Origin of the sequence: Arthrobacter sp. L77, from assembly GCF_000816565.1 — a bacterium.
Lineage (GTDB): Bacteria > Actinomycetota > Actinomycetes > Actinomycetales > Micrococcaceae > Arthrobacter_D > Arthrobacter_D antioxidans.
Window position 1 is genome coordinate 372,234 of sequence record NZ_JWSU01000004.1, and the last position, 26,358, is coordinate 398,591.

Sequence of the window (26,358 nt, forward strand, 5' to 3'; positions counted from 1 at the left end):
TCTGGCATGGCCGATGAGACGAAGGACACCCCGGGTACCCCCACGCAGGAACCGGACACCCGGGCCAGGGAGGTGACGGACGATTTCGCCGTCCGGGAGCACACCTCCGCCTCGGGCCTGAAGTACACGACGACGACGGGGCGCCTCGTCCTGCGGCGCGAGGAGACGAAGGACGGCAAGGCGGACGGCTTCAAGCCGAAGGCCGAGATCTTCATCGTGGCGTACACCAAGCAGGACGCGGAGCCGGACCGGCCCGTCACCTTCGCCTTCAACGGCGGCCCCGGGTCCGCCTCCGTATGGCTCCACCTGGGACTGCTGGGTCCGCGCCTGGTGGACTCGGGGGACGTCGGCGCCATGACGCCCGCCCCCTTCGGACTCGTCGACAACCCGGGCAGCCTGCTCGAGTCGAGCGACCTCGTCATGATCGACCCCGTGAACACCGGCTACTCCCGCGTCGTCGACGGCGAGGCGGCCGACGAGTTCCACGCCTTCGTGCAGGACCGCGACCTCGTGGCCGAGGTCATCCGCCTCTGGACCACGCGCAACAACCGCTGGCTCTCCCCCAAGTACCTCGTGGGCGAGTCGTACGGCACGCTGCGCGCCGTCGCGGTGGCCGGGCGCCTGTTCGACGCCTACGGCATGGCGGTCAACGGACTCGGCCTGATCTCGACCGTGCTCAACATGTCCACCCTGCGCTTCTTCCCGGGCAGCGACCTGCCCTACGCACTCCACCTGCCCACCTATGCAGCCATCGCGCACTACCACGGGCGGCACGGCGACCGGGAGCTCCCCGACGTGCTCCGCGAGGCCGAGGAGTTCGCGGCCCGCGACTTCGGCTACGCGCTGACGCAGGGCAGCCGCTTGAGCCCGGCGGAGTACGACGACGTCGTCACGCGACTGCATGCCATCACGACGCTCGACGAGGCCTTCATCCGCCGCACGAACCTCCGCTGGGCGTACCACGAGTTCGCCGCCGAGCTCCTGCGCGGGGAGGGCCTCGCGGTCGGTCGCATCGACGGCCGGTTCGCGGCCCGCCCCGAGAACCGGCAGGCCTCGGACTCCTTCGACGACCCGAGCATGCGGGCGATCACCGGACCGTATTCGGCAGCCATGAACCACTACGTCCGGGCGGAACTCGGCTACGAGAACGACCTCCCCTACGAGATCCTCACCGCCCGCGTCCAGCCCTGGAGCTACCGGACGTTCGAGGGCGCCCCCGTCGACGTCTCGGGCGTCCTCGAACGGCTCCTCGTGCACAATCCGGCGCTGCGCGTACACGTGGACTACGGCTACCACGACGGCGCCACGCCCCACTTCGCGGCCGAGTACGTCTGGGCGCACATGGACCTCGACGATGCCGCCCGGGCCCGCTTCACGCACCACTATCACGAGGCCGGCCACATGATGTACCTCAACCCGGTAGCACGCGACGCCCAGCTGCGCGCGCTGGCGGCATTCGTCACGGAGATCCGGACCGCGCAGTAAATCATCAGTAGGATGATGAAATCGACCGGACGTGACCCTCACGGCCGGCCCTGACCATAAGGACACACCATGCTGCTGAAGAGAATCCTCTGGGCCCTCGTACCCGTCATCGCATCGCGCCTGATGAACCGACGTGGGGGCCAGCCGTCACGCGCCAGCAAGACGCGCTACAACGGCAGGTAGCAGCGGCCGGACACCACGGAACAGGAAGGCACCGGTATCGCACTCCGGGATGAGGCAGGCTTCGTAGATCTCCGCTCCTATGCAGCAATCGGCGACGGCCGGACCGTCGCACTGGTGGCGCTCGACGGTTCCATCGACTGGTACCCCACCCCGGACCTCGACTCGGCCCCGGCCTTCGCCCGGATGATGGATGCCGAGGAGGGCTTCCTCGCCCTCGCCCCCACGGAGGACTTCTCGGTGGAGCGCCGCTACGCGGACGGCTCCAACGTCCTGGAGACCACCTACACCACGGCCGCGGGCACGGTGCGGGTCACCGATTCACTCAACACGGGGGTTGCCGGCCGGCTTCCGTGGGGCGAGCTCGCCCGGCGCGTGGACGGCCTGACGGGCTCCGTGGAGATGGCATGGTCCGTCGCACCCGGCACCTGTTTCGGCGCCGCGTCGCCGTGGGTGGACACAGGCGCCGGGCACCCGATCCTGCGCATCGACGGCGTCGCGCTCGGCATCCTCGGCATCGACCACGGCCTCCGGCATTCCGAAGGGCGATCCGTCGCCGGCGCCTTCACCACCTCGCCGGGCTCGAGGCACCTGGTCGCCGTCGTCTCCACGCACGGCGAGCCGCTCCCACTCCCGGAGCCGCAGACCATCGACGACGGCGTGGACCGCACCATCGCGAACTGGCAGTCGTGGTCGGACGCCTTCGCCTACGACGGCGAGTACCGGCACGCGGTGTTGCGCAGCGCCCTCACCCTGAAGCTGCTGCTCCACAGTCCATCCGGATCCATCGCCGCCGCGGCGACGACCTCCCTTCCCGAGAGCGCGGGAGGCGGCAAGAACTGGGACTACCGCTATGCGTGGGTGCGGGACACCGCTTACACGCTGCACGCCCTCACGCGGGCGGGGGTCCGTGAGGAGGTCCACGCCGCCGTGTCGTGGATGCTGAAGAACCTGCGGGCACAGGGTACCGAGCTGGAGGTCTTCACCCGGCTCAACGGTGACATCCCCGAGGGCACCGATCGCCCGGACCTGACCGGCTGGCGCCACATCGGCCCCGTCGTGGACGGCAACCCTGCCGCGGGCCAGCTGCAACTCGGTGTGTTCGGGGACATCTTCGACATCGTGTGGCAGTACGTCCAGGCCGGCCACGCCCTCGATCCGGCGACGATGCGGCAGCTCGCGGACCTCGCGGACCTCACCTGCGACATCTGGCAGCGACGCGACGCCGGCATGTGGGAGCTGCCGGAGGAACGGCACTACGTGACCTCCAAGCTCGGGTGCTGGAACGCGCTGCGGTGCGCCGTCCTGCTCGCCGAGCGCGGCCAGCTCCAGGGGCCGGTCGGGCGGTGGGCCGCGGAGCGTGACCGCATCCGCGACTGGGTGCATGAGCACGGCTGGTCCGAGGAGCGCCAGAGCTACATCTGGTACCCGGGATCCACCGAACTCGACGCCTCGATCCTCCTGCACGCGATGAGCGGCTTCGACACCGGACCGCGCATGTCCTCCACCCTCGATGCCCTCCGCGCGGAACTCGGTGCCGGGCCCCTGCTCTACCGGTACAGCGGGATGCAGGAGGAAGAGGCGACATTCGTGGCGTGCGCCTACTGGATGGTGTCGGCGCTCGTCGCCGTCGGGCGCCGTGACGAGGCCGTGGACCTGATGGAGGAGCTCGTGCCCCTGGCCAACGACGTCGGCATCATGGCCGAGATGATCGAACCGTCCGACGGCGCGTTCATGGGCAACCTGCCGCAGGGGCTGAGCCATCTCGCGCTGATCGTCGCGGCGCTGACCCTCTCGGGAGACTCCTGACGCTTACTGACCGGCGAAATGGATCCAGACCCCGACGACCCAGGTGGCCCCGGCCAGGCAGGCGAGCGCCAGCTCGGCGAGGATCCCGAAGCCCGTCGCCTTCAGGGCGTGGAGGCTGGAGGTCACCGCCTCCCGCGCGTTCCGCTGCCGGGCGAACTCGCTCAGGAACAGTCCGAGGGCGAACCCGACGAACAGGCCGACGACGGGGATGACGAACATGCCGGCGATCCCCGTGAGCACGCCGATGGTGACGGACCGGCCCGGGATCCGGCGCTGCCGGAGCGTCCTGCCGGTGAGGACGAGTCCGGCGGCGAGGCCTGCACCCGCGAGGACGGCCCCGATCGTGAAGACCGTCCAGCCCGTGGCGCTGCCCACCGTGAGCGCCCAGACGAGCATCGACACGATGATCAGGATGCTGCCCGGCAGCACCGGCACCACGACACCCGCGATGCCGACGGCGATCAGGGCCCCGCACACCACGGTCATGAGCAGCTGAAGATCCATGGACCCAGTCTTGCATCCCGCCGTGCGGCGCGGCGCCCGCGGTCTTTCCACCCGCCGTCATGGGATACTTCTAGGGAATACTAAGCCACCTTAGCGAGCCTGCGGGCCCTGAGACCAGGAGGACCGATGAGCACACCGGCAACAGGGAACACGGACGGCGAGCGGCGCGGCGCCGACGCGCCCGAGCACGCCCAGGACAACCCCACCGAGCTGATGGACACCCACCGCACGGGAGCCGGGGAGAACGCCTCCGGCGCGTCGGCCGCGGGACCGTCGGCCACACGGGGCAGGGGGAACGACGCCGGGAGCGGTTACGACTCCGACGACGACGACTCGGGCGGCGACTACGTCCCGGGCATGTATTCCGGCAGCTCGGCCGACACCGAGGACGGCACACCCACCCGCCGGCAGGCCGCGCCGATCTCCGCCTCGCGGGACGAGCCGCGCCCCGCGGAGCACACGAGGACGCAGCCCCACACGCAGGTGGTCCCCGTGACGTCCACCGGCAAGCGCGACGAGCGCGGCACCACCGATTCCGGCAGCGACCGTCCGCTCCCGCGCGGCGCCATGGTCGCATCGGGGGTCCCCAGCCCGTCCGACCGCAAGCTGCTGCACCAGCGCGAGAAGGAACACTTCGGGGGCATGAAGTTCGGCTCCGCGTTCTTCGGCTGGCTCACCGCCACGGGCATGTTCGTGCTGCTCTCCGCCCTCGTAGGCGGTCTGGCCGCGCTGTTCGGCGTCGACGGCAACCTCTCCACGGAGGACCTCACGGGCGGCCCGGGCGAGGCTCAGACCGCGGCCATCACGACCGCCGTCGTCCTCGGCATCATGCTGCTCATCGCCTACTACACCGGCGGCTACGTCGCGGGACGCATGGCACGCTTCAGCGGCGCCAAGCAGGGTGTCGCCGTCTGGCTCTGGGCGGTGGTCGTCACCCTCGTACTGGCCATCATCGGGCTCATCGTCGGCAACCAGCCGACCGTCACCGAGCGGATCCAGAACCTCGGGCTCCCCGCCCTGCAGGACTTCTCCGGACCCGAGCTCCTCACCCTGCTCGTGGTGGCCGTCATCACACTCGCCGGGGCCATCCTCGGCGGGCTCGCCGGCATGCGGTACCACCGTCGGATCGACCGCGCGGACTTCGACGCCCTGGACGAGGCCCGCTAGCCGCCCGGCACGACGCCCCACACCGCGGATGACAGCAGCCCCGGACTCGCAGGAGTCCGGGGCTGCTGTCATCTGCCGTCAGGGGCTACGGCGAAGGCATGCCGCCGTTGACGTTCAGGGTCTCGCCGAGCACGTAGCTCGACTCGGAGGACGCCAGGAAGACGTACGCCGGCGCGAGTTCGACCGGCTGGCCCGCACGGCCCAGCGGGGTGTCCTTGCCGAACTCGGGCAGCGCCTCCTTCGGCTGTCCGCCCGAGGGCTGCAGCGGCGTCCAGATGGGCCCGGGAGCCACGGCGTTGACCCGGATGCCCTTGGGCGCGAGCTGCTGCGCGAGCCCCTTGGTGAAGTTGTTGATCGCGGCCTTGGTGCTCGCGTAGTCCACGAGGGTGGGCGAGGGCTCGTAGGCCTGGATCGAGGTGGAGTTGATGATCGCCGAGCCGGGCTTGAGGTGCTTGAGCGCCTCCTTGGTCACGCGGAAGAACGAGTAGATGTTCGTCTTGTACGTGTGGTCCAGCTGCTCGTCGCTCAGGTCCTCGAGGGACTCGACGGCCACCTGCTTGCCGGCGTTGTTGACGAGGGTGTCCAGTCCGCCGAGGCCGTCCACGGCCTGCTGCACGAGGGAGATGCAGTACGCGGGGTCCTTCAGGTCACCGGGGATGCACACGGCCGTGCGACCCTCAGCCTCGATGAGGGCTTTGACGACCTGCGCGTCGCCCTCCTCCTCGGGAAGGTAGGACAGGGCGACGTCGGCTCCTTCGCGGGCGAACGCGATGGCCACGGCGGCGCCGATCCCGGAGTCCGCCCCGGTGATGAGGGCCTTGCGACCCGTGAGCCGGCCCGTCCCGCGGTAGGAGGTCTCGCCACGGTCGGCCTTGATGTCCATGCTGGACTCGAGTCCCGGCTCCGCCGTGTGCTCGGCGGGAGGGGTGATGCTCTCGAACCGCGTGACGGGGTTCTGGAAGGTGTACTGGTCGGTCGATCCTGCGGTGTTCTCGGAGGTCATATGTGTTCTCCCTGGGTTGGTGCGTGTCCTGCGCCGCGACGGACGCGGGAGCGAAGGTCGGCCAGCCGGTGAAGCTAAGCCTACTTACGACCTTAGGGGCGCGGGGACGCCGCCGACAAGTCGGACGCCAGGGCCGGTCCGCGCTGGCGGAAAGCGGCCTCGAGGGCTACAGGGGATGCCGGCCGGGCAGGGCTCCCGGCCGAGGAGTCATCGCTGGAAGATGACGGAGAAGAAACCCGCACCGATGCTGAGGACCAGGGCGGCGACGAGCAGCCAGACGATCGGGGTGCGGAGCCTGCGCATGTGATCCATAGGCGCCGAGTCTAGTCGCCACCGGTCGGCCACCTTGCATCGCCTCGGGACGGCGGGGCACCCTCCCTAGCCCACGGCCGTCCGCCGGGCGCGCGCCAGGCGCTTCAGGCCGTCGGCCGGGCGGACGGGCTCCGGCCACCGCGGCTGCAGGTCGTCGCCGAGCGTGACCTTCCGCAGGCGCCGCCCGAACATGGGCACCACCCACTCCCCGAGCCAGGCCGACTCTCGGCGCAGCCCCGCCACCAGCCCCGCATACCCCTCCCGCTCGGGCAGGCGCGGGGTGAGGGAATGGTCCACGCCGAGGACCCGCAGCACGTGCGCCGCGAGGTTCCGGTGCCCGGCGGGCGACATGTGCAGGCGGTCGGCGTCCCACAGTCCCGGATCCGAGTACTCGTCGAAGCACCAGTAGTCCACCAGGACGGCGTCGTACGTGCGCGCGATCCGCCGCACGTGGTCGTTGTAGAGCCAGTTGCGGCGCTTCATCGGCTCGAAGACGGGGCTCAGGGGGATGTCGAACCCGGTGAACAGGAGCGGGCGGGCACCCGACGCGGCGATGCGCGCCACCACGGACTCGTACTCCCGCATGAGGGCCACCATGTCGGTGCGCAGCTCGAGGATGTCGTTGCCGCCGGCGTAGAGGCTCACGAGGGTCGGCTGGAGGGCCAGCGCGCGGTCCACCTGTTCGTCCCGCACATGATGCAGCCGCTTGCTGCGGATCGCCAGGTTCGCGTACTCCCAGGCGGGATCCTGGCGCCCCAGCTGCTTGGCCACGCGGTCCGCCCAGCCCCGCACCCCGTTGGGGAAGGAGGTGTTCCAGTCACCGACCCCCTCGGTGAAGGAATCCCCGATCGCCACGAACCGTCCAGCCATTCGAAGGAGCCTAATCACGCCCGGCGACCCGCGGACCATCGGGCGGCGAACGGACGGTGAAGCGGGAGGAAATATTTCCGGCCCCGCGGCGGCTGTTCCGGGCATGGAACAGCGCATCGCAGTCACAGGCTCGACCGGCACCGTGGGCGGACGTGTCGCCCGGGACCTCGCCGCCGAGGGGGTGCCGCTCATCCTCCCGGTCAGATCACCGGACCGGGCGGACCGCCTCCCCGACGCCGTCATCCGGCAGTGCACCTACGACGACGCCGACGCGTCCGTCGCGGCGCTCGCGGGCGTCGATGTCCTGTTCATGGTCTCCGCCGCGGAGGAGGCCGACCGCGTGGCGACCCACCGCACCTTCATCGACGCGGCGAAGGCGGCAGGCGTGCGGCACGTCGTCTACACCTCGTTCCTCGGCGCCGCCCCCGACGCCACGTTCCTGCTCGGCCGCGACCACTGGGCCACGGAGGAGTACCTGCGACGCTCGGGCATGGCCTGGACGTTCCTCCGCGACAACCTCTACCTCGACGTCGTGCCCGCCCTCGCGGAGGACGGCGTCATCCGCGGTCCGGCCGGGGACGGCCGACTCTCCGCCGTCGCGCAGTCCGACGTCGCACGGTCCGCCGCCGCAGTGCTGCGAGCGCCCGCGGACCATGAGGGGAAGGCGTACCGGCTGACCGGCCCGGAGGCCTTCACCCTGGCCGGGGCTGCCGCGCTCCTGACGGAGCTCACCCCCGCGACCGTGCGGTTCGAGGACCAGACGTACGACGACGCGATGGCCTCCCGCGCCCACCACGGCGCCCCCCGCTGGCAGGTCGAGGCCTGGGTGAGCACGTACACGGCCATCGCCCGCGGCGAGATGGCCGAGGTGTCCCCCGACGTCGAACACCTCACCGGACAGCGCCCGCTCAGCCTCCGCGACCTCCTCTCGGCGCAGGGCTAGGCCCGGATGCGCAAGGACGTCGTCCCGGACCCCGCGAACAGCCGCGCGTTCTACAGGTTCCTGACCTCCGTCGTCGTGCCGCGCCCCATCGCCTGGGTCTCGTCCACATCGCCGGACGGCGTGGACAACCTCGCGCCGCACTCCTTCTTCACGATCGCCTCCGTCAACCCGCCGATCGTCCAGTTCACGTCCGTGGGGCGCAAGGACTCCGTGCGCAACATCGAGGCCACGGGCGAGTTCGTGGTGAGCTTCACCCCGGAGGACCTGTTCGAGGCCGTCAATGCCACCGGCACTGCCTTCCCGCCGGAGGTCAGCGAGTTCGATGCCGCCGGCCTCACCCGGGAGCCGAGCACCACGGTGCGGCCCCCGCGCGTCCGGGAGTCACCCGTGGCCCTCGAGTGCCGCCTCCACCTGATCCAGGACATGGGCGACTGCACCCTCGTCTTCGGCGAGGTGCTGCACGCGGTGGTCTCCGAGGACGTGCTCGACGGCGAGCTCCCCTCCATCGCCGCACTCCGGCCGCTCTCGAGGCTGGGGAAGAACGAGTGGGGGACGGCGGGGACCATCCGGACGATCCCGCGCATTCCCGTCGGGGACTGGCCCGGGCACTACCGCGGGGCGCACCCCGCCCCCTGATACGGGCAGGTCCGTCACCGGCCGCCGCTGAGTACCACGCGGGGCGCCGGACGAGGGGATACTAAGGGAGCTTTCTTCTTCCTCCGCACGCCCTTACCGTGAAGGGATGTTCTTCCTCTTCGGCCTCACCACACGTGAGCACCTCCAGTCCACCCATTCCGCTTCCTGCCGCTACTGCGGGAGGTTCGCACCGCAGCAGGTGATCCAGCGCAGGACGAAGATCTCCGTGTTCTTCATCCCGCTCCTCACCGTGAAGAAGACACGCCTGCAGGCGTGCACGAACTGCGGCGGCACCTCGCGCATCGACGGTGCGGGACAGCGCACCATGGCGCACTGACCGAGGCTGCGGACCTCAGCCGCCGACGGCCCCGATGGTGCCCCGGACCATGCTGACGCTGGAATGGGTGGGATCCCCGTCGAAGGGCTCGTCGGAGACATCCACGATGGGATACCGCGCCAGATCGATATCGGCAGGGACCGCGAAACTGCCGTGGTCCGCCTCCATCAGACCGACGCTGTACATCTCCTGCAGGTCGGGGGCGATCAGCCACACCTGCCGGAACCCCTCCGGCGTCGCCCCCGTGAGGTCGACGTCGAGGCTCCGGGTACCGTTGTCGGCGCGGGAGATCGTTGCCTCTCCCGAGCCCGAGAAGCCGGGCAGGGGGTCCAACTCGGCCTGGGCCAGCACCACACTGCTGCCGCCCGAGCGCAGGGTCTCCCACCCCCAGAGCGCTCCTCCACCCACGAGGATGCCGACGCCGGCGGCGACCGCCAGCCATCGGGTGGAGATCTGGCGCCGGCCGCGTCCCGGCCGGTCCCTGACCGCGGACAGGCTCCGCACGTTGGCCGACGGCTCGGCGCGGGCTTCCGCGCTGTCCGCCTGCAGGTCCGCGGGCAGGCCGAGTTCGCCCTTGATCGCCTCCCAGACCGCTGGGTCCGGCCGCTCCAGGACCACTACCGACCCGTCGGCCTTCGCGGTGGCGACGACGCTCCGCAGCCCGTCCACCTCGGCGGAACAGGTACCGCACTGTCCCAGGTGCTCCTGCGACCAGGACTCGAGTGGTTCACCCAGCGCGGCGAGACCGGCCGCGTCGGGGTCAAGATGCTGCATTCCACTCCCCCAATCGATTGCGTAGGTGCACGAGACTCCTTCGGATGTGGCTCTTGACGGTTCCCAGGGGAAGATTCATCCGCGCCGAGATCTGTTGATGTGTGAGGTCTTCGTAGAAGGCCAGCCTGAGGATGGACCCCTGGGGCTCCCCGAGCCGTTCGAGCTCCGATCCCAGGACCACGCGGTCGGTGATGGTGTCCACACCGTGATCGAGGGTGGCACCGTATTCCGGGGCGACGCCGGCCCGGACCACCAGATGCTCCTGCCGGCTCCGGGCCGACAGCGAGTCGAGGATGACGTTCCGGCAGATCCCCATGATCCAGGCCGGCACCACGCCCGACTCGGGATCGAAGCGGTCCCGGGAGCGCCACGCCCTGACGAAGACATCCTGGGTGATGTCGGCGGCGGCCGCACGGTCCCTCACCGACCGCAGGGCGATCGTGTAGACCAGGGGTGAGAACGTCTCGTACGCAGCAGTCATCGCGCGCTCGTCCCCTGCAGAGAAATCCAGGTCGAGCTGCTTCGTCCAGTCAGGGCCCGGAGATGCCACGTGTCACTCCTCAAGCCGGGGCCGTTGCCGCACCGGTGCGGCGTCCTGCGATCCTTGGCTCTTACCCGTCGGACTCAGAGCGGTAAGGCTGTGAGCACTACATTATCCTCATAGTCTCCTTCCTCGGCCAGCCATTCACCCCCGCAGGTGATGATCTTGAGCTCGTGGTCGCCGTCGCGCTTGAAGATCTCCGACCCGTTCAGCGTGGCCTTCGGGACGTTGCGCACATCCGAGACCGCGTAGGTCAGGGACCGGCCGTCCTCCAGACCCACCGTGACGGTGGTCCCGATCGCCACGTCCTTCAGCTGGGCGAAGGGCATCACCTCCGTGAGGCTGTCCACGTGCGCGGCGATCACCGCATTACCGGCCTCCGCGCCTGGCGCCGGGCCGTACCGGTACCACCCCGCTTCGTAGAAGCTGTCGGGGATCTCCATGGCGTCGTTCTCCTCGATACCGACGTCCACGACCTCCACGGAGATGTCGGTGCCGGCGACGACGAGCGAGACCGGGGCCGGGTCCCGTGGCTGGAGTGCCCCGTCCGCCTTCTGGAGGGGCACATCGGCCGTCACCGTCGGGGGCGCGGCGGCGTCCGGCGTCGGCACGGCATCGGGCGCGTCCCCGTCGTCCGTCGGTGCCGGCCGGGTGGGGACGGGCGCCGTGATGGCCGGTGCCGGGTCCGCCAGCGGATCGTCGGCCTGCGCACATCCCACGAGGAGGATGGAGGCGAAGGCCGCCGCGGCCAGGGCAGTTCGTCTGGAATGCACTGTCTGGGACTCTCCTGCGAAGGGTGGCGTGCCGGGCGGGGAGGGGTGGAGCACCTTCCCGCCCGGCACTGCTGGCATCAGACCCGCGCGGTCCGACGGCGGGCGACGGCTGCCGCTCCGCCCAGCAGGACCAGGAGGAACGCGCCGATTCCGACGGCCGCTCCGTTGTCGTCCTGCGCGGCGAGGCCGGACTGGCCTCCGGGGACGGCGCCGGGCGAGGAGTGGAGCCCCTCGATCGACTGCGTGGCGAGGGCGAGGTTCCCGGCCTCGAGGCTGCCCCAGGCGTAGACGATCGTCGAGGTGCCCTCGGGGAGGTTCAGATCGGCAGGGCCGATCACCGGGTCGGTGGTACCCGTGGCCGCGACGGTCGCCGACACCGTGCCGGGATCCGTGGTCAGCGAGGCCTCAGCCGGATTGCTCAGGTTCTGGACGATCGGCGCACCTCCGGCCAGGACGTCGACGGCAGGTGCGGCCGCGACGTGGCGGACCGTCAGCCGTGTCTTGCCGGCCTCGATGGTCGAGACGTCATTGGTGTAGAAGTTCGCCGTCGGCTGCCCCGCGGCGTCGAGATTCGCCGTCGCGGTGTAGTTCCCGCCGGCCTCGAGCGTCACGTCGACGGGGCCGATCACCGGCGCGCTGGCGTCGGCGGCGTCGGACGCCGTGATGGCCAGCTGGTAGTTCCCCGCCGGCAGGGCGAGCGGACCGGCCAGCGTGCCCGGCGTGAAGTCGTCCAGCGTGAGGGCGCCGTTGACATAGACGTCCACGGTGAGGTCCGGGACGCCGTGGAGGACGGACAGGGACGCATCGGCCGGCGCCTCGGCGGCGGTTGCCGGGGCGGCGATGGACGCTGCTCCCAGGGCTGCTACGGCTCCAATGGCGTACAGGCTTCGTTGCATGGCTACTCCTTGGTGTGGCCCCGGTCACGGGGCTTTTTCGCTGACATCCGGTACTACCCGCGTGCGGGGCGATATGGATGCACGGAGCACGAAAAACTTTTCCCGGACGTCGTCTGCCGCCGATCGGGGGCGCCCCCGATCGGCGGGAGGCGTCATACCAGCGGCACCTGCACCGCGACGATCCGCCCGTCACCGTGATTGACCAGGGCACGGCCCACCGGCCGGGGCTGGGCGAGGATCTGCTGCGTCAGGGGGAGCCCGATGCACCGACCGTCGTAGATGCCGGCAGGTTGGAGGACCGCTCCGTGACGCCGCTTGACCAGTTCGTGCATCCAGCTGAGGGCACCTACGCGGTCCAGCTCGTCGGTGCCGTCCGCCGCGATGATGCGGAGCCTGCCGGTGTTCAGCGCGGAACCCGCGCCCTTGAGTGCGTCAGTGACCTTGAAATCCGCGATGGCGGAGGCATCGTCGACGATCAGCACCAGGTCCTCGTGCCGCAGCAGCGCCGTCACGGCATCCGCGGTGATCTCTTCCGCGGCCAGCGACTGCACCAGGTGGGGATGACCTGCCAGCGCACGGAGCGGTGACCGCAGCGGCGTCAGCACCGCCACGGCGGCCCCCGCCTCGAGGAGCCCTGCCGCGAGGGCCGCGAGCGCCGTCGACTTCCCCGAACGCGGCGGGCCGCCGACGACGAACGTGGGGATGGCATCAAGGTCCAGCTGGACGGGGCGCACATCCTCGCCGCCGACGCCGAGGATCGGCGTGCGGGAGCCCGAGCTCACGCCGTACTGCGCCAGTTCGGGGAGGGTGAGCCGTCCGGGTAGGTCCTGGAACCGGATCGGCGCATGCCACTGCGGCTCGGCGTCATGGCGTTGCCGTGCACGTTCCGCGATGCCTGCGAGTGCTGTCGCCTGGGCCTGGCTCCCGGGATCCGCGGCCAGGAGTGCTACCTGCACCTCCCTGCCGCTCCCGGTGGCGAAGGCCCGGCCGTCCGGGATGCGCTCCGGCATCTCGCGCGGGTTCAGCCCTGCGATCGCGTAGTCGGAGCGGTCGGCGAGGCGGAGCATGAGCTTGTTGTCCACCAGCGAACCGGTCCGCGAGGACAGGAGCGTGCGGTCGCCCGTGATGACGAGGTGGACGCCGGCCGAGGCTCCCTCACGGAGGAGCTCGAGCACGGCCTGCCCCGAGGTGCTCTGTCCCGCGTCCCCGATGCCGTGAGCGAAGCCTTCCCACTGGTCGAAGAGGATCACGATGTGGGGGATGCGCTCGGCCGCCGGGGCGTGCTTGCGCTGCTCGGCGACGGATGCGAAGCCCGACGCCGCCAGGACCGAACGCCGCTCGGTGACCTCCCGCCCCATCCTGCTGATGAAGCGCTCGAGCAGGCCGGTCTGCGTCCGCGTGACCACGGCGCCGGTGTGCGGCAGCTCGGCGAGCACGCCGAGGCCGCCGTTGCCGAAGTCCACCCCGTAGAGATGGACGTCATTGGGTGAGGTCCGCTGGGCGATCGACCCGGCGAGTGTCCGCAGCGTCTGGGTGCGGCCGCTGCGGGGTGAGCCCACGACGAACAGGTGTGAGAAGTCCTCGAAGTCGATGGTGAAGGCCTGCTGGTCCTGGAGGGACGGGAGGTCCTGCAGTCCGAAGGGCACCTCGGACAGGTTCCCGCTGGGGTCGGGAAGGTCGGGCAGGACGACGGTACCGGGCAGCGCCGGAAGCCAGGGGCTGGGCTGCCGCTCGATCCGGCCGAGCTCGGTCGCCTCCCGCATCGCCGCGACCAGGACGCGCAGGTCGGTGACCGGCGAGCCGGCGTCGTCGCCCGCCTTCTTCCGGACGCCCACCGGTCGGCCGATCCCCTCCCACGGCACCGTCGTCACCAGGGGCGGCTCGAGGTGGCTGGCGGCGGCGGACGGCCGGGGTCCGCCGATCCTCGCGGACTGGAAGGGCAGCAGTGGGCTCGCACCGGACCGGACGAAGGCGCGTCCCGGCGTCGAGGTGGCGATGTCCGCCGCATCGGAGGTGCCGATGACGTCGCGGCTCTCCGCGTCATCAGCCATGCGCAGGGCGATGCGCAGGTTGGTGTTGGCCAGGATGTCGGCGGTGATGGCGCCGGCCGGGCGCTGCGTGGCCATGACGAGGTGGATGCCGAGGGAGCGTCCCCGCTGGGCGATGCCGACGATCCCGGAGACGAAGTCCGGCAGTTCGGCCTTCAACGCGGCGAATTCGTCGATCACCAGGACCAGGCGCGGCATCAGGGCGTCCGTCTCACCGCGCTCGCGTGCGGCGGTGAAGTCCTCGATGTCCTTCGCGCCGACCGTGCCGAGCAACCGTTCACGGCGACGCAGTTCCGCCGCCAGCGATTCCATGGCCCGCTCCACCAGGTGCCCGTCGAGATCGGTCACGATCCCGGCCGTGTGCGGCAGGTCGGCGAAGTCCCTGAAGGCCGCGTTGCCCTTGTAGTCGATCAGGACGAAGGACATCTCGTCCGGACGGTTCACCAGCGCGAGGGAGGCGATGAAGGTCTGGAGCAGTTCCGACTTGCCCGCGCCGGTGGTGCCGGCGATGAGCGCGTGCGGTCCGTCCCGGCGGAGGTCGATGGTCAGGGGGCCGTCGAAGGACTCCCCGAGCACCACGGAGGTGGACCGTCGGGAGCTGTTCCAGCCGAGCAGTACGCCCTGGGGGTCCGGGTCCTGCATCCCCACCACGTCCAGGAACCTCGAGACCGCGGGGAGGGAGGAGTCCCCTTCGTCACTGGCATCACGGATGGGCGTCAGCGCGCGGGCCACCCACTCGAACCAGTTCCACCCGGGCAGGTCGGGGATCATGTCCGTGGTGCTCGCCTCACGGTCGCGGCCCAGCACCCACGAGTCGGTGCCGGCCACCACGATGGCGCGTGACTCCTCGGGCAGCAGCCGCTCCTCGGAGTCGATGCACAACGAGTAGACGCCCACACCGGGACCGTCAGCGAGCACGCGGGAGGCCCCGGGCCACTGCCGGAGGCGGCGGACGCCGTCCAGGACGACCACGACGGCGGGGAAGGATGCAGGGTCCCTCTTCTTGTCCCGGTTCTCCTCCAGCCGCTGCTCGATCAGCCGGGTGAGCTCGTTGAGCCGCTGTCCGATGCTCCGGGTGTCATTGCCGATCATCGCGACGGCCTCGGTTCCCGCGACGTGGGGCAGCCACCGGGTCCAGGCCCACTCCTTCTCCCGGGCGGCGTCGGTGAGCACCACGATCGACACGTCGCGGGGGCTCTGCGTCACTGCCAGCTGAGCCACCATCCACGCGCTGCTGCGGTGCACCGCGTCGTCGGGGCCGCAGATGCCCACCACGCCGTATTGGGCGAAGGAGACCGTCACGGGGACGTCGGATGCCGTGATGTTCTGCCGGCGCCGGTGATCCACCTCCTCCGGGTTGTCGATCGTGACGTCCGAGGGGACCTCGGCGACTCCCACCCGGACGGAGAGGTGCATGGGATCGGACCGGCGCCGTTCCCAGAGCCGCGGCGACGGCAGCGTCGCCATCAGGCCTGCCGTCGCGGGGTCGGGGCTGAGGAGGCGCCGTTCCCGGGCGAAGGCGATGACGGCGTCCTGTGCGTCCCTCTCGATGGTCGCCTTCGTGGCCCGGTACTTCGCTTTCCGCTCGCGATAGGTCACTTTGCCGTTGCGGCGCGAATTGAAGTGATTACCCAGCATCATCACGGGCGACATCAGACCGAAGATGAGGAAATACGGCCGCTGGAACACCACCGCCAGTGCTACCGCCAGAATCAAGGGCGCCACCATGGCCAGCATCGGCAATGAATTCTTGCTTCCCGCCTCCGGCGGGGTCGGCAGGCGGAATTCCCTCGGACGGTCCGGTGGGAAGAGGCGGGGAGGCCGGTTGAAATCGATGGCGCCGGGAATGTCCGAGGGTTTCAACGACGCGCGCGTCTGTTCCGAGGATTCCACTTCGAAGGCGCGGTCCTTGACGCGCAGCGTGCTTCCCGCGGTCCAGGCAGTGCGCGCCGTCAACTGCCGTCCGTCGAGGGTCACCAGGGCGGAGGCGCTCGTGTGCTGCACGACGACGGAACCCCCCGCACCCACATCGATCAGCGCGGCGATCAGGGGGACCGACGGGTCATCCACGTGCAGGGCGTTGCGCGGGTCGGAGCCGACGGCGGCCTTGCCGTCCGCCAGCCGGTAGATGGTGCCGGCGCCCGGTCCGGACACCTGCTTGACCAGCACGGCATTGCCCGAGCCGGGAGGACTCCCCTCCGGAGACCGCGTTGCGGAGGCGTCGGACGGCAGGTCCGCGACCCGGAGGACGGTGCCGTCGCCCACGCCGGTCGCACCCCAGGGAACATCGCTCGAATCCAGCGGCGTCAGGGGGGAATCCGCGGTCGAGGGATCGGAGAGCGAGGTCCTGATCGCCGCGAGGACGTCGCGGGCGGGAAGAGCCGGGTCCGCGTCCACGAGGACGTCCGTGGCGTCCGTGGCACTGGAGACCACCGTGATGAATTGCCGCATAACCTCGCGTAGCCCCCGTTTTAATGAAAATGTATGCTCATCGTATAGTCTCGACCGCGGGTCTCAATTCCAGAACGGGGCCTCGATCAATCCAACACCATAGGAGCATGGATTCATGGCCATTCAGATCGATTACGCCGCTATGGAAAACGAGGCGTCCGCCCTCCAGGCCGCCGCCAGTGACTTCGAATCATCATTGGCAACACTTCTGAGCCGGATCACCAATCTCACCTCGCCCTCGGGCGGTTTCTCGACCGAAGTGGCGAGCGGCAAGTTCGGGACGAGTTACCAGGACTTCGATCACCAGGCCCGCAACCTCATTCCTGCTCTCCACGCCTTCCAGTCGGATCTGAGAAACTCCATTGACCGCTTCAAGACTGCTGACGGCGCCGTCTGACGCTTCCCGCACACTCGAGGCTGGTGCGGCACCATTGCCGCACCAGCTTTCTGTGTCAGCGCAGACGGAGCAGCCTGCTCCCCTGACCGACCGCCCGGCCGAGGCGGCCTCCACCGCACGCAGATCCCTGGCCTACGGGATCGACGCGGCGCTCGTCGTCGTGCCCGCGGCCGCGGCGGCCTGGTGGACGGTCGCGCACTCCTTCTCCCCGCGTCCCCTGTTCGGCTGGATGACGCTGGCGGCGATCCTGCTCGTGGCGGTGCTGGTGCTGTTCGTCTACGCCGCGCAGAACGCGGGCACCGGCCAGACCCTCGGCAAGCGCCTGGCCGGCATCCGGGTGCTGCGGGCGGAGGACCTCACCACCACGGACTACTCCGATGCCCTGTCCCGCGGGTTCTCCTACCTGCTGGGCGTCCTCGGGCTGGGCATCGCCCCCATCATCGCCGCCGTCCGCCGCACTGCCGGCCGCGGCGGCGGCGTCGAGGACTGGACGGTCTGGCCGCACCGGCTGGACGGCTCCCGCGTCATCGATGTCCGGCACGGCCCGGACCCCCTGAGGCCTGCCGAGGAGACATTCCCGCTGTACCCCGAGGAGTGGATCGCCGACGACGAGGCCGCCACGGTGTCCGTCTCCCCCCTGCCCGCACCGGCCTGGTCCCCCGCCCATCGGGACACCGCGGGGCCCGACGCCGTGCCACACCCCGCGGCAGACGCCGCGCCGAGGACCACTCCCGACTCAACCGCAGAGCGCCGCAGGTCGGAGACCACAAGGCTGCGCTGGGCGCTCGCAGCACGGGCGCTCATCACCACGACCTCCATCGTGGGCCTGCTCGGTGCGCTCGTCGCCACCGGCCACCTGCTGCAGCCGGCTCCGCCCAGGCCCACCGACGAGCGGGAGGTCCTGGCGGCCACCCTCGGGGACGCACTCCCGGTGGCCGGCTACTCGGGTACCGGCTTCCCGGACTACGCCACGACGGCGGACTGGACCATCCCGGTCCCGGCGTCGGCCACTACCGTGGCCACCCGGGCACACATCTACACCCTGGACAACCGCACCCTGACGGCGTTCGACGCCCTCACCGGCACCGTGGCGGCCACGCTGCCGCTGACCTCCAGCGTGGATGTCGCGGCGGAGACCCAGTACGACGGCGCCCCGAGCCTGTTCTGGTCCGTGGGCGACACGGCCTACGGCTGGTCCCCCGAGCGCGGCAGCGAGGCGTTCTCCGCGGAGATCCCCGCGGGGGCCACGCCCTATGCCGCCGGCGCCGAACTGCTGTTCGTCTCGGCACCCGACGACGACGGCAACTACGCCGCCTGGCGGTTCGGGCCGTCGGGCTTCGCCGCCATGACCGTGCCACAGGGATTCGTGCCCGGCGCACTGACCGGGGAGACGCTGGTGAGCACGAACGCCGGCGGGGAGGTCACGGTCACCGGAGCGGACGGCAGCGAGGTGACCTCCTATCCCCTGCAGGCGCCGACGGGCAATGTCTCCTTCGGCCGCACGGTCGCGGTGGGTCACAACACCATCGCCGCGGTGTGGTCGCCGTTCCCCGACAGCTCCAGCCCCTCCACCCCGGTGACGGTCGCCACGTACGCGGCGGACACCGGGACGCTCAAGTCCTTCATCACCACGACGTTCGAGCGCACCGACAGCGCGCCGTCGTGGTTGTGGGGAGGGGATGGCACCTGGGCCTCGTACGCGGGCTTCGCCTTCGAGGTGGGCTCGGGCCGCGCCGTCGTCGATCTTGCGGCGCAGGGCGTCGACGCCACCACGGTGGTGGGCGCCGGCGTCCTCGGGCAGGGGCCGCAGGGCAACACGTACGCGACGGACTCGAACGCGTGGGCCATTTCCGGGGTGGTGCCGCTGATCGTGGACGAATCCGGCGCAGTAGTGAAGACCAGCAGGGCGACGGTCGAGAAGTACTCGGCACGTCAGGACGATCGCTAGAGATCGAAGGAGATTACACCCGGTGAGCAACTCCCCCTACCGCCGCACGGCCCTCATGGCCGGTGCCCTGGTCCTCGCGGCAGCGCTCGGCGCCGTGGGACCGGCAGCGTGGGCGACCACCGCTCCCGGTCCGGACCCCGGCCCGACGGCGACGGCGACCGACATGGCCACTGACACTGCCACCGACGCAGCGACTGCTCCCCCGAGCGGCGGGGAGCAGGACGGGGACGGCCCCCTCCAGGGCCTTCCAGGTCCAGTGCTCGGGACGCAGCCGCCGGACCCACTCCCGACGACTACCGCCACCCCTTCGCAGCCCTCCGCGGAGCCGACGGAGACTGCAGAGCCCGTCGAACTGCCGCCGCTGGACGTCGAGACCCGCGAGCGGTCCGTCCGCCCTGGGCGAGCAGTCCATGCCACGGCGAAGACAGTCCCTGAGGGCTTCTCGATCGCTGCGGACGTGGTGCGGACGGCACCGGCCGACGGCGGTCCGGATCCCTCGCCGTGCGATGCCACCGCGGCGAAGACCGAAGGACACGTCGCGGTGACGTGCGACATCCCTGCCGACTGGGACTGGGGAACGTACGTGGTCCGCGTGCGCCTCCTCGACCAGGACGGCGAGCCTGTGCTCGACAGGGACGGCAACGCCGTCGAGGCGGATTCGGACTTGGTCTTCGTCATCGGCTCGGAGACCTACTCGCCCGGCATCGAACTCGCGTCTCCGGCGGTGGAGGCCGGGAAGATGGTGCAGCTGACCGGATCGGGATTCGCACCCACGACGCGGGTCCTGGTGTACGGGCCCACCGCGGAGGGGACGGCGGAACAGCGCGAGGACGTGTTCTTCTCGAGCTCGATCGACGAACAAGCCATCGACGACACCACGCGTTCACTGGCAGTTGAAACGGATGAGAAGGGTGAGTTCACCGCCTTCGTCGGCACGAGCCCCTACGCGGCCCCCGAGAGCCTGCTGGTCGCCGCGCAGGACACGACGACGGACGTCGTCGTCACCGATCGCCTCACCCTCCTCGGTGCCGAGCGGGCCTCCCTCCGCCCGGAGACGCTGACGTCCACGGCGGGCGCCGGAGCAACCGTCGAGGTCTCCGGCGCTGCGTTCGCGCCCCACTTCAAGGGATATCCGCTCGAGGTGCGACTGGTGGGTTATGGCAGTGCATCGGGGGCCGTCGCCACCGGGACAGCGGAGGTGAAGGACGGCGTGTTCTCGGCCGCGTCTCTGACCGTGCAGCCCGACACGCCCGTCGGCGTCTACTACATCGAGGCCCTCGCCCCCACCGGTGACGGTCTGCCGGAGTCCGTCCGCGGTCGGGTCCTGGCCCGCGCGCCGTTCGCCGTGCTGCCCGCCGTGGGCTCCGGCAGCCCCACAAATCCGCCTGGAGACCCGGATGCGACACCCGACGGGCCCGAACCGGTCACACCTGCTGCGCCGGTCGCCCCACCAGTGTCGCTCGAGCGGGTCCCTGCGGAACAGGCGCCTGAGCGCGCGGTCCCGAGGGAGCGACCCAGCGCGCCGGCTGCGCGGCAGCTGCCACTGCAGCAGAACCCCGCGTGGCTGCAGACAACGGCGGTCCGGGCCGACGATCCGCTGCTGGAGTCGGGGAAGAACGAGGAGCTGAAATCGTCAGTCCTCCGGGAGTTGGGCGGCAAGGCGCTCAAGAGCGGCGTGGAGGCGGAAAGCGGGGAGACGTCCGCGAGTGGCGAGGCGTCCGAGGATACGGCCCTGGCCGGTGAGGACGGTCCGTCGGCGGTGGCGGCGAGCGAGGATCGGCCTGTGTGGCCCTTCGTCCTGTTCGGGGCCGTCGTCCTGATCGGACTCTGCGTTGGCCTCGTCGTGGTGCAGTCGGCTCGGAAAAGGTAGCGGTCAGGAAGATGATGGGGGATTCGCGTGGCTGATGTCGAGATCGATTACGGAGTACTGCAGACGGTGATCGACGCGTTCACGGAGGTGGAGAGGGTGCTGTCGGACGCCGCCGGGCAGGCTGTACCCAGCGTGGACAGTGAGGATCCGGTGGCGGCGGACGCCGCACCCGCGGCAGCAGCCGCGGCGATGGCACTGCTGCGGGCAGGCGCCGATTCGTGCGGTCACGGTCGGGCCGGGGCGCAGGCCGCCTATGACGGCTTCAAGCACGCGGACGGGGCGAACTGATGCGGCCCACCGACTGGTTCCCGTTGACCGGGGGCGACCCTGCGCCGGGAAACCCAGCGGCATGGCGTCAGTTGGTGCGCTTCCTGCTCTCGCGGCGCGACGAGTTGAACGACCAGGCGCACAAGTTGGGCAGCCATCTGCCGGTCGAAGGATCCGGGAACCGTATCGAGAATCTGCGGGCGATGCTCGCCGGCACCCAGATCTTCGCCTCTCGGCTCGCGGAGCAGTTCGATACTGCCGCTGAGACCTTCCACTCGTGGCGCAACACCCTGGACGGACTCCAGGTGCAGTCCGAAGCAGCGCTGAGTCGCGCGCGGACGGCCCAGGAGGACCTCGAATCCGCTCGGGCGAGCATCACCGCGCTGGAGGAGGAGGCTGCCCGCGATTCCTCCTGGGACCCGATGATCGGGCTGGAGCTCGACGGGATGCTGTGGGTCGACGGCCACAGGGACGCCGCCGCCGCCGCCGCCGAAGTCATCGCTGAGCAGCAACAATTCGTCGACCAACTCCGGGTGGAGTACAGGGACAAGGCGGCAGCGATGAATACCACTACCATCTTCAGGGATCTCGATGCGCTGGATGTCACGATGTATTCCTCGGCCTCGGCGGCGGCGCAGGCCATCACCAATTCCGACGTGGACCTCAGCGTCCTCGAAGCGTCGTTCCACAGCGCCCAGTACGGCACCGCGGAGTACAAGGAGCTTCTCGACAACCTGTCCCTGATGACTCCAGCCCAGCTATCGACCTTCTTCTTGATGCACCCCGCTCTCGTGAGCTACCCCGTCCCGGTCTCCGCTGACACGATCGCCAACACGGCGGCGGCTAAGAACTGGTGGGCCGCTCTCAGCCTGGATCAGCAAGCGGCGCTGATCCAGTTCGCGCCCGGCATGATCGGCAACACGGAGGGCGTCACGTACGGCGCACGCGACGAAGCGAACCGCATCCTCCTTGCCAACGCCCTGGCGGCTCCGACCACACCGGAGCACGTCAAGACTGCGCTGAAAAGCCTGGATGACGCAGCACGCCGCCCGGGTGCCGGATCAGCGGAACGTCACATCGTGAGCCTTGACCTTTCCGGCTACCGCCAGCGGGACAAGCACGACACCGACACGAACCCACGTGACGACGTCCTCGCAGCCGTTGCAATCGGGAACATCGACACCGCTGCCGCGGTAACCGTCGTCATCCCCGGCATGAACAATGACGTCGCCAGCAGCATGGGCAATCTGACCGACGGCGCGGAAAACTTGCACCGGCAGCAGGGCCGTGTCTACGGGCAGTCGGGTGGCAAGACGGATCAGCATGCAGTGATCGCGTGGATGGGATACGGGACCCCGCCGTCGGTCGAGGATACCGGGATTCTTCTCTGGGACACCGATTCCGTGTTGAGCAATGACCTGGCCCGGGCGGGTGGGGTGAAGTTGGCCGCTATGGCAGACGGCGTGAACGTCACCCGGAACCCTGGCGCGACCCTGAACCTGGTCGCTCACTCCTATGGCACCACCACTACCGGTGAGGCACTGCGGGTCATGGAGACCAAAGCCGACACCGTGAGCCTGCTGGCGTCTGCGGGAGTTACGGACGGGTCCGTCGATCAGGCGAATGAAGAATCCGATCTCGCGGTCGAAACCGACGCCGCCGGTAATCCGAATATTTTCTATACCCAGGCCAGCAGCGACAAAATCGCCGGAATGGGCGTTTTCGGCAGCGGGCGGGAAATTCCTGATGACATCGATGGTTCCACCGAGTTCTCCGCCGGCGGGGGTTACGACACGTTCGGCAGGTACTACGGGGATACCGATGCGCACGACCTGTACGGGGATGACGACTCCAGGGTCCAGGGGTATCTGTCGAGCGGCACGTCAAGCCTGTACTACGCTGCCCTGACGAGCACCGGCCACGGCGAGTCGATGGGGCATCTGGCACCGACCATAGTGGACTGGAAGACGACTTACAGAGGTGATTCGTATTCGGTTCCGCGCGAGCACCCTGTCACCCCGGCACAAATCAGAGAAGCGTACGACTATTCCGATGAAGAGTGGAACCAATTGAGCAACGGAACAGACCGATGACCCGAGAACTACCTTCACGGCCTCGCAATCGATCGCTTACACCATTCGCAGCACTACTTGCGTGTTGCCTGAGCCTCACAGGATGCGCCATGACTGACGCCAGCAACGGCACCGACGAGAGCAAATCACTACAGCCCGTGAGCGAGGAGGACAAAACCGTGGTCTTCGATGATTTCTACGCCGCGATCATCGGCACCATCGATGCAACCGGGAAGACCGGATTCACCACGGAAGCCGGTGGACCATTCCCCGACGGCGGCGACACCCTCCAGGACTTCATGCCGGGATCTCGATGCTCCGTGTCCATCCACAGGGAACTGGACGCCAGACGCATCGGCTTGTTCGTGTCGACGTACGGTTCGGATCAGGGGTACACGGACTATGACGAGCCTCTGGCCAGGGTCGCCGCGTACTGGGAATCGCAGGGCTGGGAACCGAAATCGTCGGGTGGCGCCGGCGGAAACATGAAGGCCATTGCCACCACCACTTCCGAGGGCACCTTCATCCAGTACACCGCTGGCGCCGGAGGCGAAGACGTAGAAGCCAAGTCTCCGTGTTTGCATGCCTTCAACGAGGACTACGACCCCGACTACTCCCCACCCCCGCAGTGACCGTCGATGATCGGCCCGGTGAATTCAATCGGCAGGACGGAGACGGACAGGTGCGCCACGGTCTCGGCTTACGGTTTCAGGAGATCAGGGTGGGCGCCTCCTGCGATAACGTCCGCACCGAGAACGGTCCTCCCTGACAGGAAGCAGCGCATGAACGATCTCACCCCGCCAGTTCACCCCGCCGACCAAGAGGCGGGTCGGCCGGTGACTGCCACCAAGAAGTCACCGCCACCATCCATCACGGCACTCAAGTGGGTGTCCTTCCTGGCTGTACTCGCCCCGCTCGCACAATATGGCCTGTTCACGATTGAGGATTCGGGGTGGGCGAACGTCCTGTCAGCGGAAGCGGAGGGGATGACAGGCTTCATCATCTTCGCCTTGCTGCTCCTCGGTACGGTGATCTTCACGCTCGTCTACCTCCTGACCGTCATCGTCACGCGTCGCCGGTATGCCCACCGGGGCTTCGTGCACTACACGACGCTGGTGCTCGGTCTCCTCATCCTGATGTATCAGGTGGTCGGTGCGACAGGACTCCTTCGTTCGTGAGGTGGCATCTCTCCGCGGCCAGTTCGAGGACGCACATGAGCAACCCGATGACGCGCGCACTACCATCACGGCCGCGCAATCGATCGCTTACTCCTTCAGCTGCGCTGCTTGCGATGTTCCTGAGCCTCACGGGATGCGCCTCGACCACCAGCGAGATCGATGAGGGCACATCCCTGCGCCCCCTGAGCGATGAGGATGGACCCGTGGTGTTCGATGACTTCTACCCCGCGATCGTGGGCACCATGGACGCCACCTACTCCCCACCCCCGCAGTGATCACCCTCGGATGTGGCCGCACGACGGAGATGGACAATGACGCCACGATCTCGTCCCGCGGATCCAGGGGATCAGATCGGGCATCTTTTGGGATGCCGTGCACACCGAGAAGGAACCCTCCTTCAACAGAAAGCCGCACATGAACAATCCGACCCCGCCAGTACAACCCGCCGACCATGGGAGTGCTCGGCCTGCGACCGCCACGAGGAAGTCACCACCAGGGCCCGTCGCGGCGCTCATGTGGGTGTTGTTCCTGATGATCCTGGCCTTACTCGCCGTACTCGGTCTGGGCTGGCTGCACGATTCGGGCCGGGTGCATCTCCTGTCCGGGACGGCGGATGGGATGGCGTACGTGGCCGTCCTCGTCCTGCTGCTCTTCGGGACGACGGTCTTCACGCTCGCCTACCTCCTGACCGTCATCCTTACGCGGCGCCGATACGTTCACCGGGGCGTCGTGCACTACACGGCACTGGTGCTTGGTCTCCTTGTCTCCATCTTCACCGTGGTGAACTTCGCGAACCTCTGGTTTGTGGAGTGACCAGGACCCTGCCCGGATCACCCAGCTCATCGCACATCGCGACGATGGAGATGGGCGTGCCGGGTAAAGGCGAGAGGGACGAAGGCGCGCCCGAGGTGCCGCGCTGCAGCGGACATGCGAGGACGCACGGCGTCGTCGCTCACGGACCGGCGTGACCTGGAGCTAGGCGTTCCAGAGGCCGTAGGAGTCCGCGAGGGAGGAGATCTTCTGCGCTCGCGCCAGACGCGGCAGGTAGGAGCCGTCGCCCACCACGGCTCCGGCGGCGTGCTCGCGGAGGAGCTCGGCAGCCCAGCTGATCTCGGACTCGCTGGGCGACAGCCCGCGGTTGATGGTGTCGGTCGCATCGGTCAGCAGGCACAGCTTGCCCGTCATCCCCATGGAGGCCGTGACCTTGCAGGCCTCGAGCAGCTCGTCCCCGAGCGCACCGACGGTGGGACCGTCGATCGGCCCGGGCAGTTGCCCCACGCGGGAGGCGACCACGAGCTTCGACCGCGCATAGGCGAGCGCCATCGGGTCGTCGGAGGCTCCTGTGTCGCGCCGGAAATCGCCGACGCCGAACGCGAGCCGGAACGTGCCGGGAGCGCTGGCGATCGCCGTCGCGTTCTCGATGCCGAGCGCCGATTCGATGAGCGCAAGAACGGGCGTACCCGCCTGCAGGCGCATGGCCGTGTGGGTGACCTGTTCGGGCTTCTCCGTCATCGCCAGCATGACGCCACGCAGGCCTGGCGCCTTGGACAGGGCGGCCAGGTCGTCGGCCCAGTACTCCGTCTCGATGCCGTTGACCCGCACCCACGCCGTCATGCCGGTGGACAGGGCCTCGACCACGCGCTCACGGGCTTCGGCCTTGCCGGGCGCGGGGACGGCGTCCTCCATGTCGAACACCACGGAATCGGCCTCGGAGGTGAGGGCGGGGATGAAGGTGTCCTCGGACGCCGCGGAGGCCAGCAGCCAGGATCGTGAGAGCTTGGCGGGAAGCGCGGCGGCGCGGCTGTTTCTGAGGAAGGTGGCCATGCTCAAACACTACTGAGGATCGCTCCGTGTTATCCAACGAACGTCACGGCATGGCGTGAACACTACGACCAAA

At 69.2% G+C, this 26,358-nt stretch carries 24 protein-coding genes; 15 read left to right on the forward strand and 9 right to left on the reverse strand.

Translation table 11 applies throughout. The annotated features are described in order from the left end of the window. The first annotated feature begins 6 nt into the window (after positions 1–6). Together RY94_RS04310 and RY94_RS04315 are read left to right on the forward strand one after the other, a co-directional pair. A complete protein-coding gene (locus RY94_RS04310; RefSeq protein WP_043442145.1) occupies positions 7–1,485 on the forward strand; it encodes a S10 family peptidase in 1,479 nt (492 codons plus the stop codon). A gap of 219 nt (positions 1,486–1,704) precedes the next feature. After that, the gene (locus RY94_RS04315; protein WP_043442147.1) at positions 1,705–3,474 is read left to right on the forward strand and encodes a glycoside hydrolase family 15 protein; all 1,770 of its coding nucleotides are present in this window, start codon (positions 1,705–1,707) and stop codon (positions 3,472–3,474) included. A gap of 3 nt (positions 3,475–3,477) precedes the next feature. On the opposite strand, the gene RY94_RS04320 is transcribed toward RY94_RS04315, so the two are convergent. Then, entirely contained in the window at positions 3,478–3,978 is a 501-nt protein-coding gene (locus tag RY94_RS04320; protein ID WP_043442149.1) for a DUF456 domain-containing protein, read from the reverse strand. Positions 3,979–4,545: 567 nt separating this feature from the next. On the opposite strand from RY94_RS04320, the gene RY94_RS18665 reads away from it, so the two are divergent. After that, the gene (locus RY94_RS18665; protein ID WP_043443561.1) at positions 4,546–5,145 is read left to right on the forward strand and encodes a hypothetical protein; all 600 of its coding nucleotides are present in this window, start codon (positions 4,546–4,548) and stop codon (positions 5,143–5,145) included. Positions 5,146–5,230: 85 nt separating this feature from the next. On the opposite strand, the gene RY94_RS04330 is transcribed toward RY94_RS18665, so the two are convergent. Together RY94_RS04330 and RY94_RS04335 are read right to left on the reverse strand one after the other, a co-directional pair. Then, entirely contained in the window at positions 5,231–6,148 is a 918-nt protein-coding gene (locus RY94_RS04330) for an SDR family oxidoreductase (RefSeq protein WP_043442151.1), read from the reverse strand. A gap of 378 nt (positions 6,149–6,526) precedes the next feature. Beyond that, the gene (locus RY94_RS04335) at positions 6,527–7,330 is read right to left on the reverse strand and encodes an SGNH/GDSL hydrolase family protein (protein ID WP_043442153.1); all 804 of its coding nucleotides are present in this window, start codon (positions 7,328–7,330) and stop codon (positions 6,527–6,529) included. A 103-nt stretch (positions 7,331–7,433) separates the two neighbouring features. Between RY94_RS04335 and RY94_RS04340 the strand changes: the two genes are divergently transcribed. The 3 genes from RY94_RS04340 (at position 7,434) to RY94_RS04350 (ending at position 9,246) form a co-directional block, all read left to right on the forward strand. Next, entirely contained in the window at positions 7,434–8,273 is an 840-nt protein-coding gene (locus tag RY94_RS04340; protein ID WP_043442154.1) for an SDR family oxidoreductase, read from the forward strand. Positions 8,274–8,279: 6 nt separating this feature from the next. Beyond that, positions 8,280–8,909 (forward strand): flavin reductase family protein, encoded by a 630-nt coding sequence (locus RY94_RS04345; RefSeq protein WP_043442156.1) that lies wholly within the window; start codon positions 8,280–8,282, stop codon positions 8,907–8,909. A 106-nt stretch (positions 8,910–9,015) separates the two neighbouring features. Next, complete coding sequence (locus RY94_RS04350) at positions 9,016–9,246, forward strand: zinc-ribbon domain-containing protein (RefSeq protein ID WP_043442158.1); 231 nt, start codon at positions 9,016–9,018, stop codon at positions 9,244–9,246. A gap of 15 nt (positions 9,247–9,261) precedes the next feature. On the opposite strand, the gene RY94_RS04355 is transcribed toward RY94_RS04350, so the two are convergent. The 5 genes from RY94_RS04355 to RY94_RS04375 all read right to left on the reverse strand — a co-directional run bounded on the left by RY94_RS04355 (position 9,262) and on the right by RY94_RS04375 (position 16,729). After that, positions 9,262–10,020, reverse strand: a complete 759-nt coding sequence (locus RY94_RS04355; RefSeq protein ID WP_043442160.1) for an anti-sigma factor domain-containing protein — start codon at positions 10,018–10,020, stop codon at positions 9,262–9,264. Then, positions 10,007–10,570 (reverse strand): RNA polymerase sigma factor, encoded by a 564-nt coding sequence (locus RY94_RS04360; RefSeq protein WP_043442162.1) that lies wholly within the window; start codon positions 10,568–10,570, stop codon positions 10,007–10,009. Before RY94_RS04360 ends, RY94_RS04355 begins: the two co-directional genes overlap by 14 nt. 74 nt (positions 10,571–10,644) lie before the next feature. Further along, positions 10,645–11,334 (reverse strand): class F sortase, encoded by a 690-nt coding sequence (locus RY94_RS17135; protein ID WP_043442165.1) that lies wholly within the window; start codon positions 11,332–11,334, stop codon positions 10,645–10,647. 77 nt (positions 11,335–11,411) lie between these two features. Then, on the reverse strand, positions 11,412–12,230 hold the full coding sequence (locus RY94_RS04370; protein WP_043442168.1) for a DUF4397 domain-containing protein: 819 nt from the start codon (positions 12,228–12,230) through the stop codon (positions 11,412–11,414). 152 nt (positions 12,231–12,382) lie between these two features. After that, entirely contained in the window at positions 12,383–16,729 is a 4,347-nt protein-coding gene (locus RY94_RS04375) for an FtsK/SpoIIIE domain-containing protein (RefSeq protein ID WP_043442170.1), read from the reverse strand. A gap of 115 nt (positions 16,730–16,844) precedes the next feature. On the opposite strand from RY94_RS04375, the gene RY94_RS04380 reads away from it, so the two are divergent. The 9 genes from RY94_RS04380 to RY94_RS04415 all read left to right on the forward strand — a co-directional run bounded on the left by RY94_RS04380 (position 16,845) and on the right by RY94_RS04415 (position 25,274). Next, positions 16,845–17,126 (forward strand): WXG100 family type VII secretion target, encoded by a 282-nt coding sequence (locus tag RY94_RS04380; RefSeq protein WP_052273928.1) that lies wholly within the window; start codon positions 16,845–16,847, stop codon positions 17,124–17,126. A gap of 52 nt (positions 17,127–17,178) precedes the next feature. Next, positions 17,179–19,074 (forward strand): RDD family protein, encoded by a 1,896-nt coding sequence (locus RY94_RS04385; protein ID WP_043442172.1) that lies wholly within the window; start codon positions 17,179–17,181, stop codon positions 19,072–19,074. Positions 19,075–19,096: 22 nt separating this feature from the next. Further along, positions 19,097–20,944: a hypothetical protein gene (locus tag RY94_RS04390; protein ID WP_043442173.1), complete on the forward strand. Its 1,848-nt coding sequence runs from the start codon at positions 19,097–19,099 to the stop codon at positions 20,942–20,944. 27 nt (positions 20,945–20,971) lie between these two features. Then, positions 20,972–21,232 (forward strand): hypothetical protein, encoded by a 261-nt coding sequence (locus RY94_RS04395; RefSeq protein WP_043442175.1) that lies wholly within the window; start codon positions 20,972–20,974, stop codon positions 21,230–21,232. Positions 21,233–21,306: 74 nt separating this feature from the next. Then, positions 21,307–23,304, forward strand: coding sequence for an alpha/beta hydrolase (locus RY94_RS04400; RefSeq protein ID WP_197060590.1), 1,998 nt, complete (start codon positions 21,307–21,309; stop codon positions 23,302–23,304). An 89-nt stretch (positions 23,305–23,393) separates the two neighbouring features. Next, complete coding sequence (locus RY94_RS04405) at positions 23,394–23,915, forward strand: hypothetical protein (protein ID WP_043442179.1); 522 nt, start codon at positions 23,394–23,396, stop codon at positions 23,913–23,915. Between the two features lie 150 nt (positions 23,916–24,065). After that, on the forward strand, positions 24,066–24,461 hold the full coding sequence (locus tag RY94_RS17665; RefSeq protein ID WP_156135014.1) for a hypothetical protein: 396 nt from the start codon (positions 24,066–24,068) through the stop codon (positions 24,459–24,461). A 113-nt stretch (positions 24,462–24,574) separates the two neighbouring features. After that, entirely contained in the window at positions 24,575–24,736 is a 162-nt protein-coding gene (locus RY94_RS17670) for a hypothetical protein (protein ID WP_156135015.1), read from the forward strand. Between the two features lie 256 nt (positions 24,737–24,992). Beyond that, the gene (locus RY94_RS04415) at positions 24,993–25,274 is read left to right on the forward strand and encodes a hypothetical protein (protein WP_156135016.1); all 282 of its coding nucleotides are present in this window, start codon (positions 24,993–24,995) and stop codon (positions 25,272–25,274) included. Positions 25,275–25,436: 162 nt separating this feature from the next. On the opposite strand, the gene RY94_RS04420 is transcribed toward RY94_RS04415, so the two are convergent. After that, complete coding sequence (locus RY94_RS04420; RefSeq protein ID WP_043442188.1) at positions 25,437–26,285, reverse strand: HpcH/HpaI aldolase/citrate lyase family protein; 849 nt, start codon at positions 26,283–26,285, stop codon at positions 25,437–25,439. Positions 26,286–26,358: the final 73 nt, after the last annotated feature.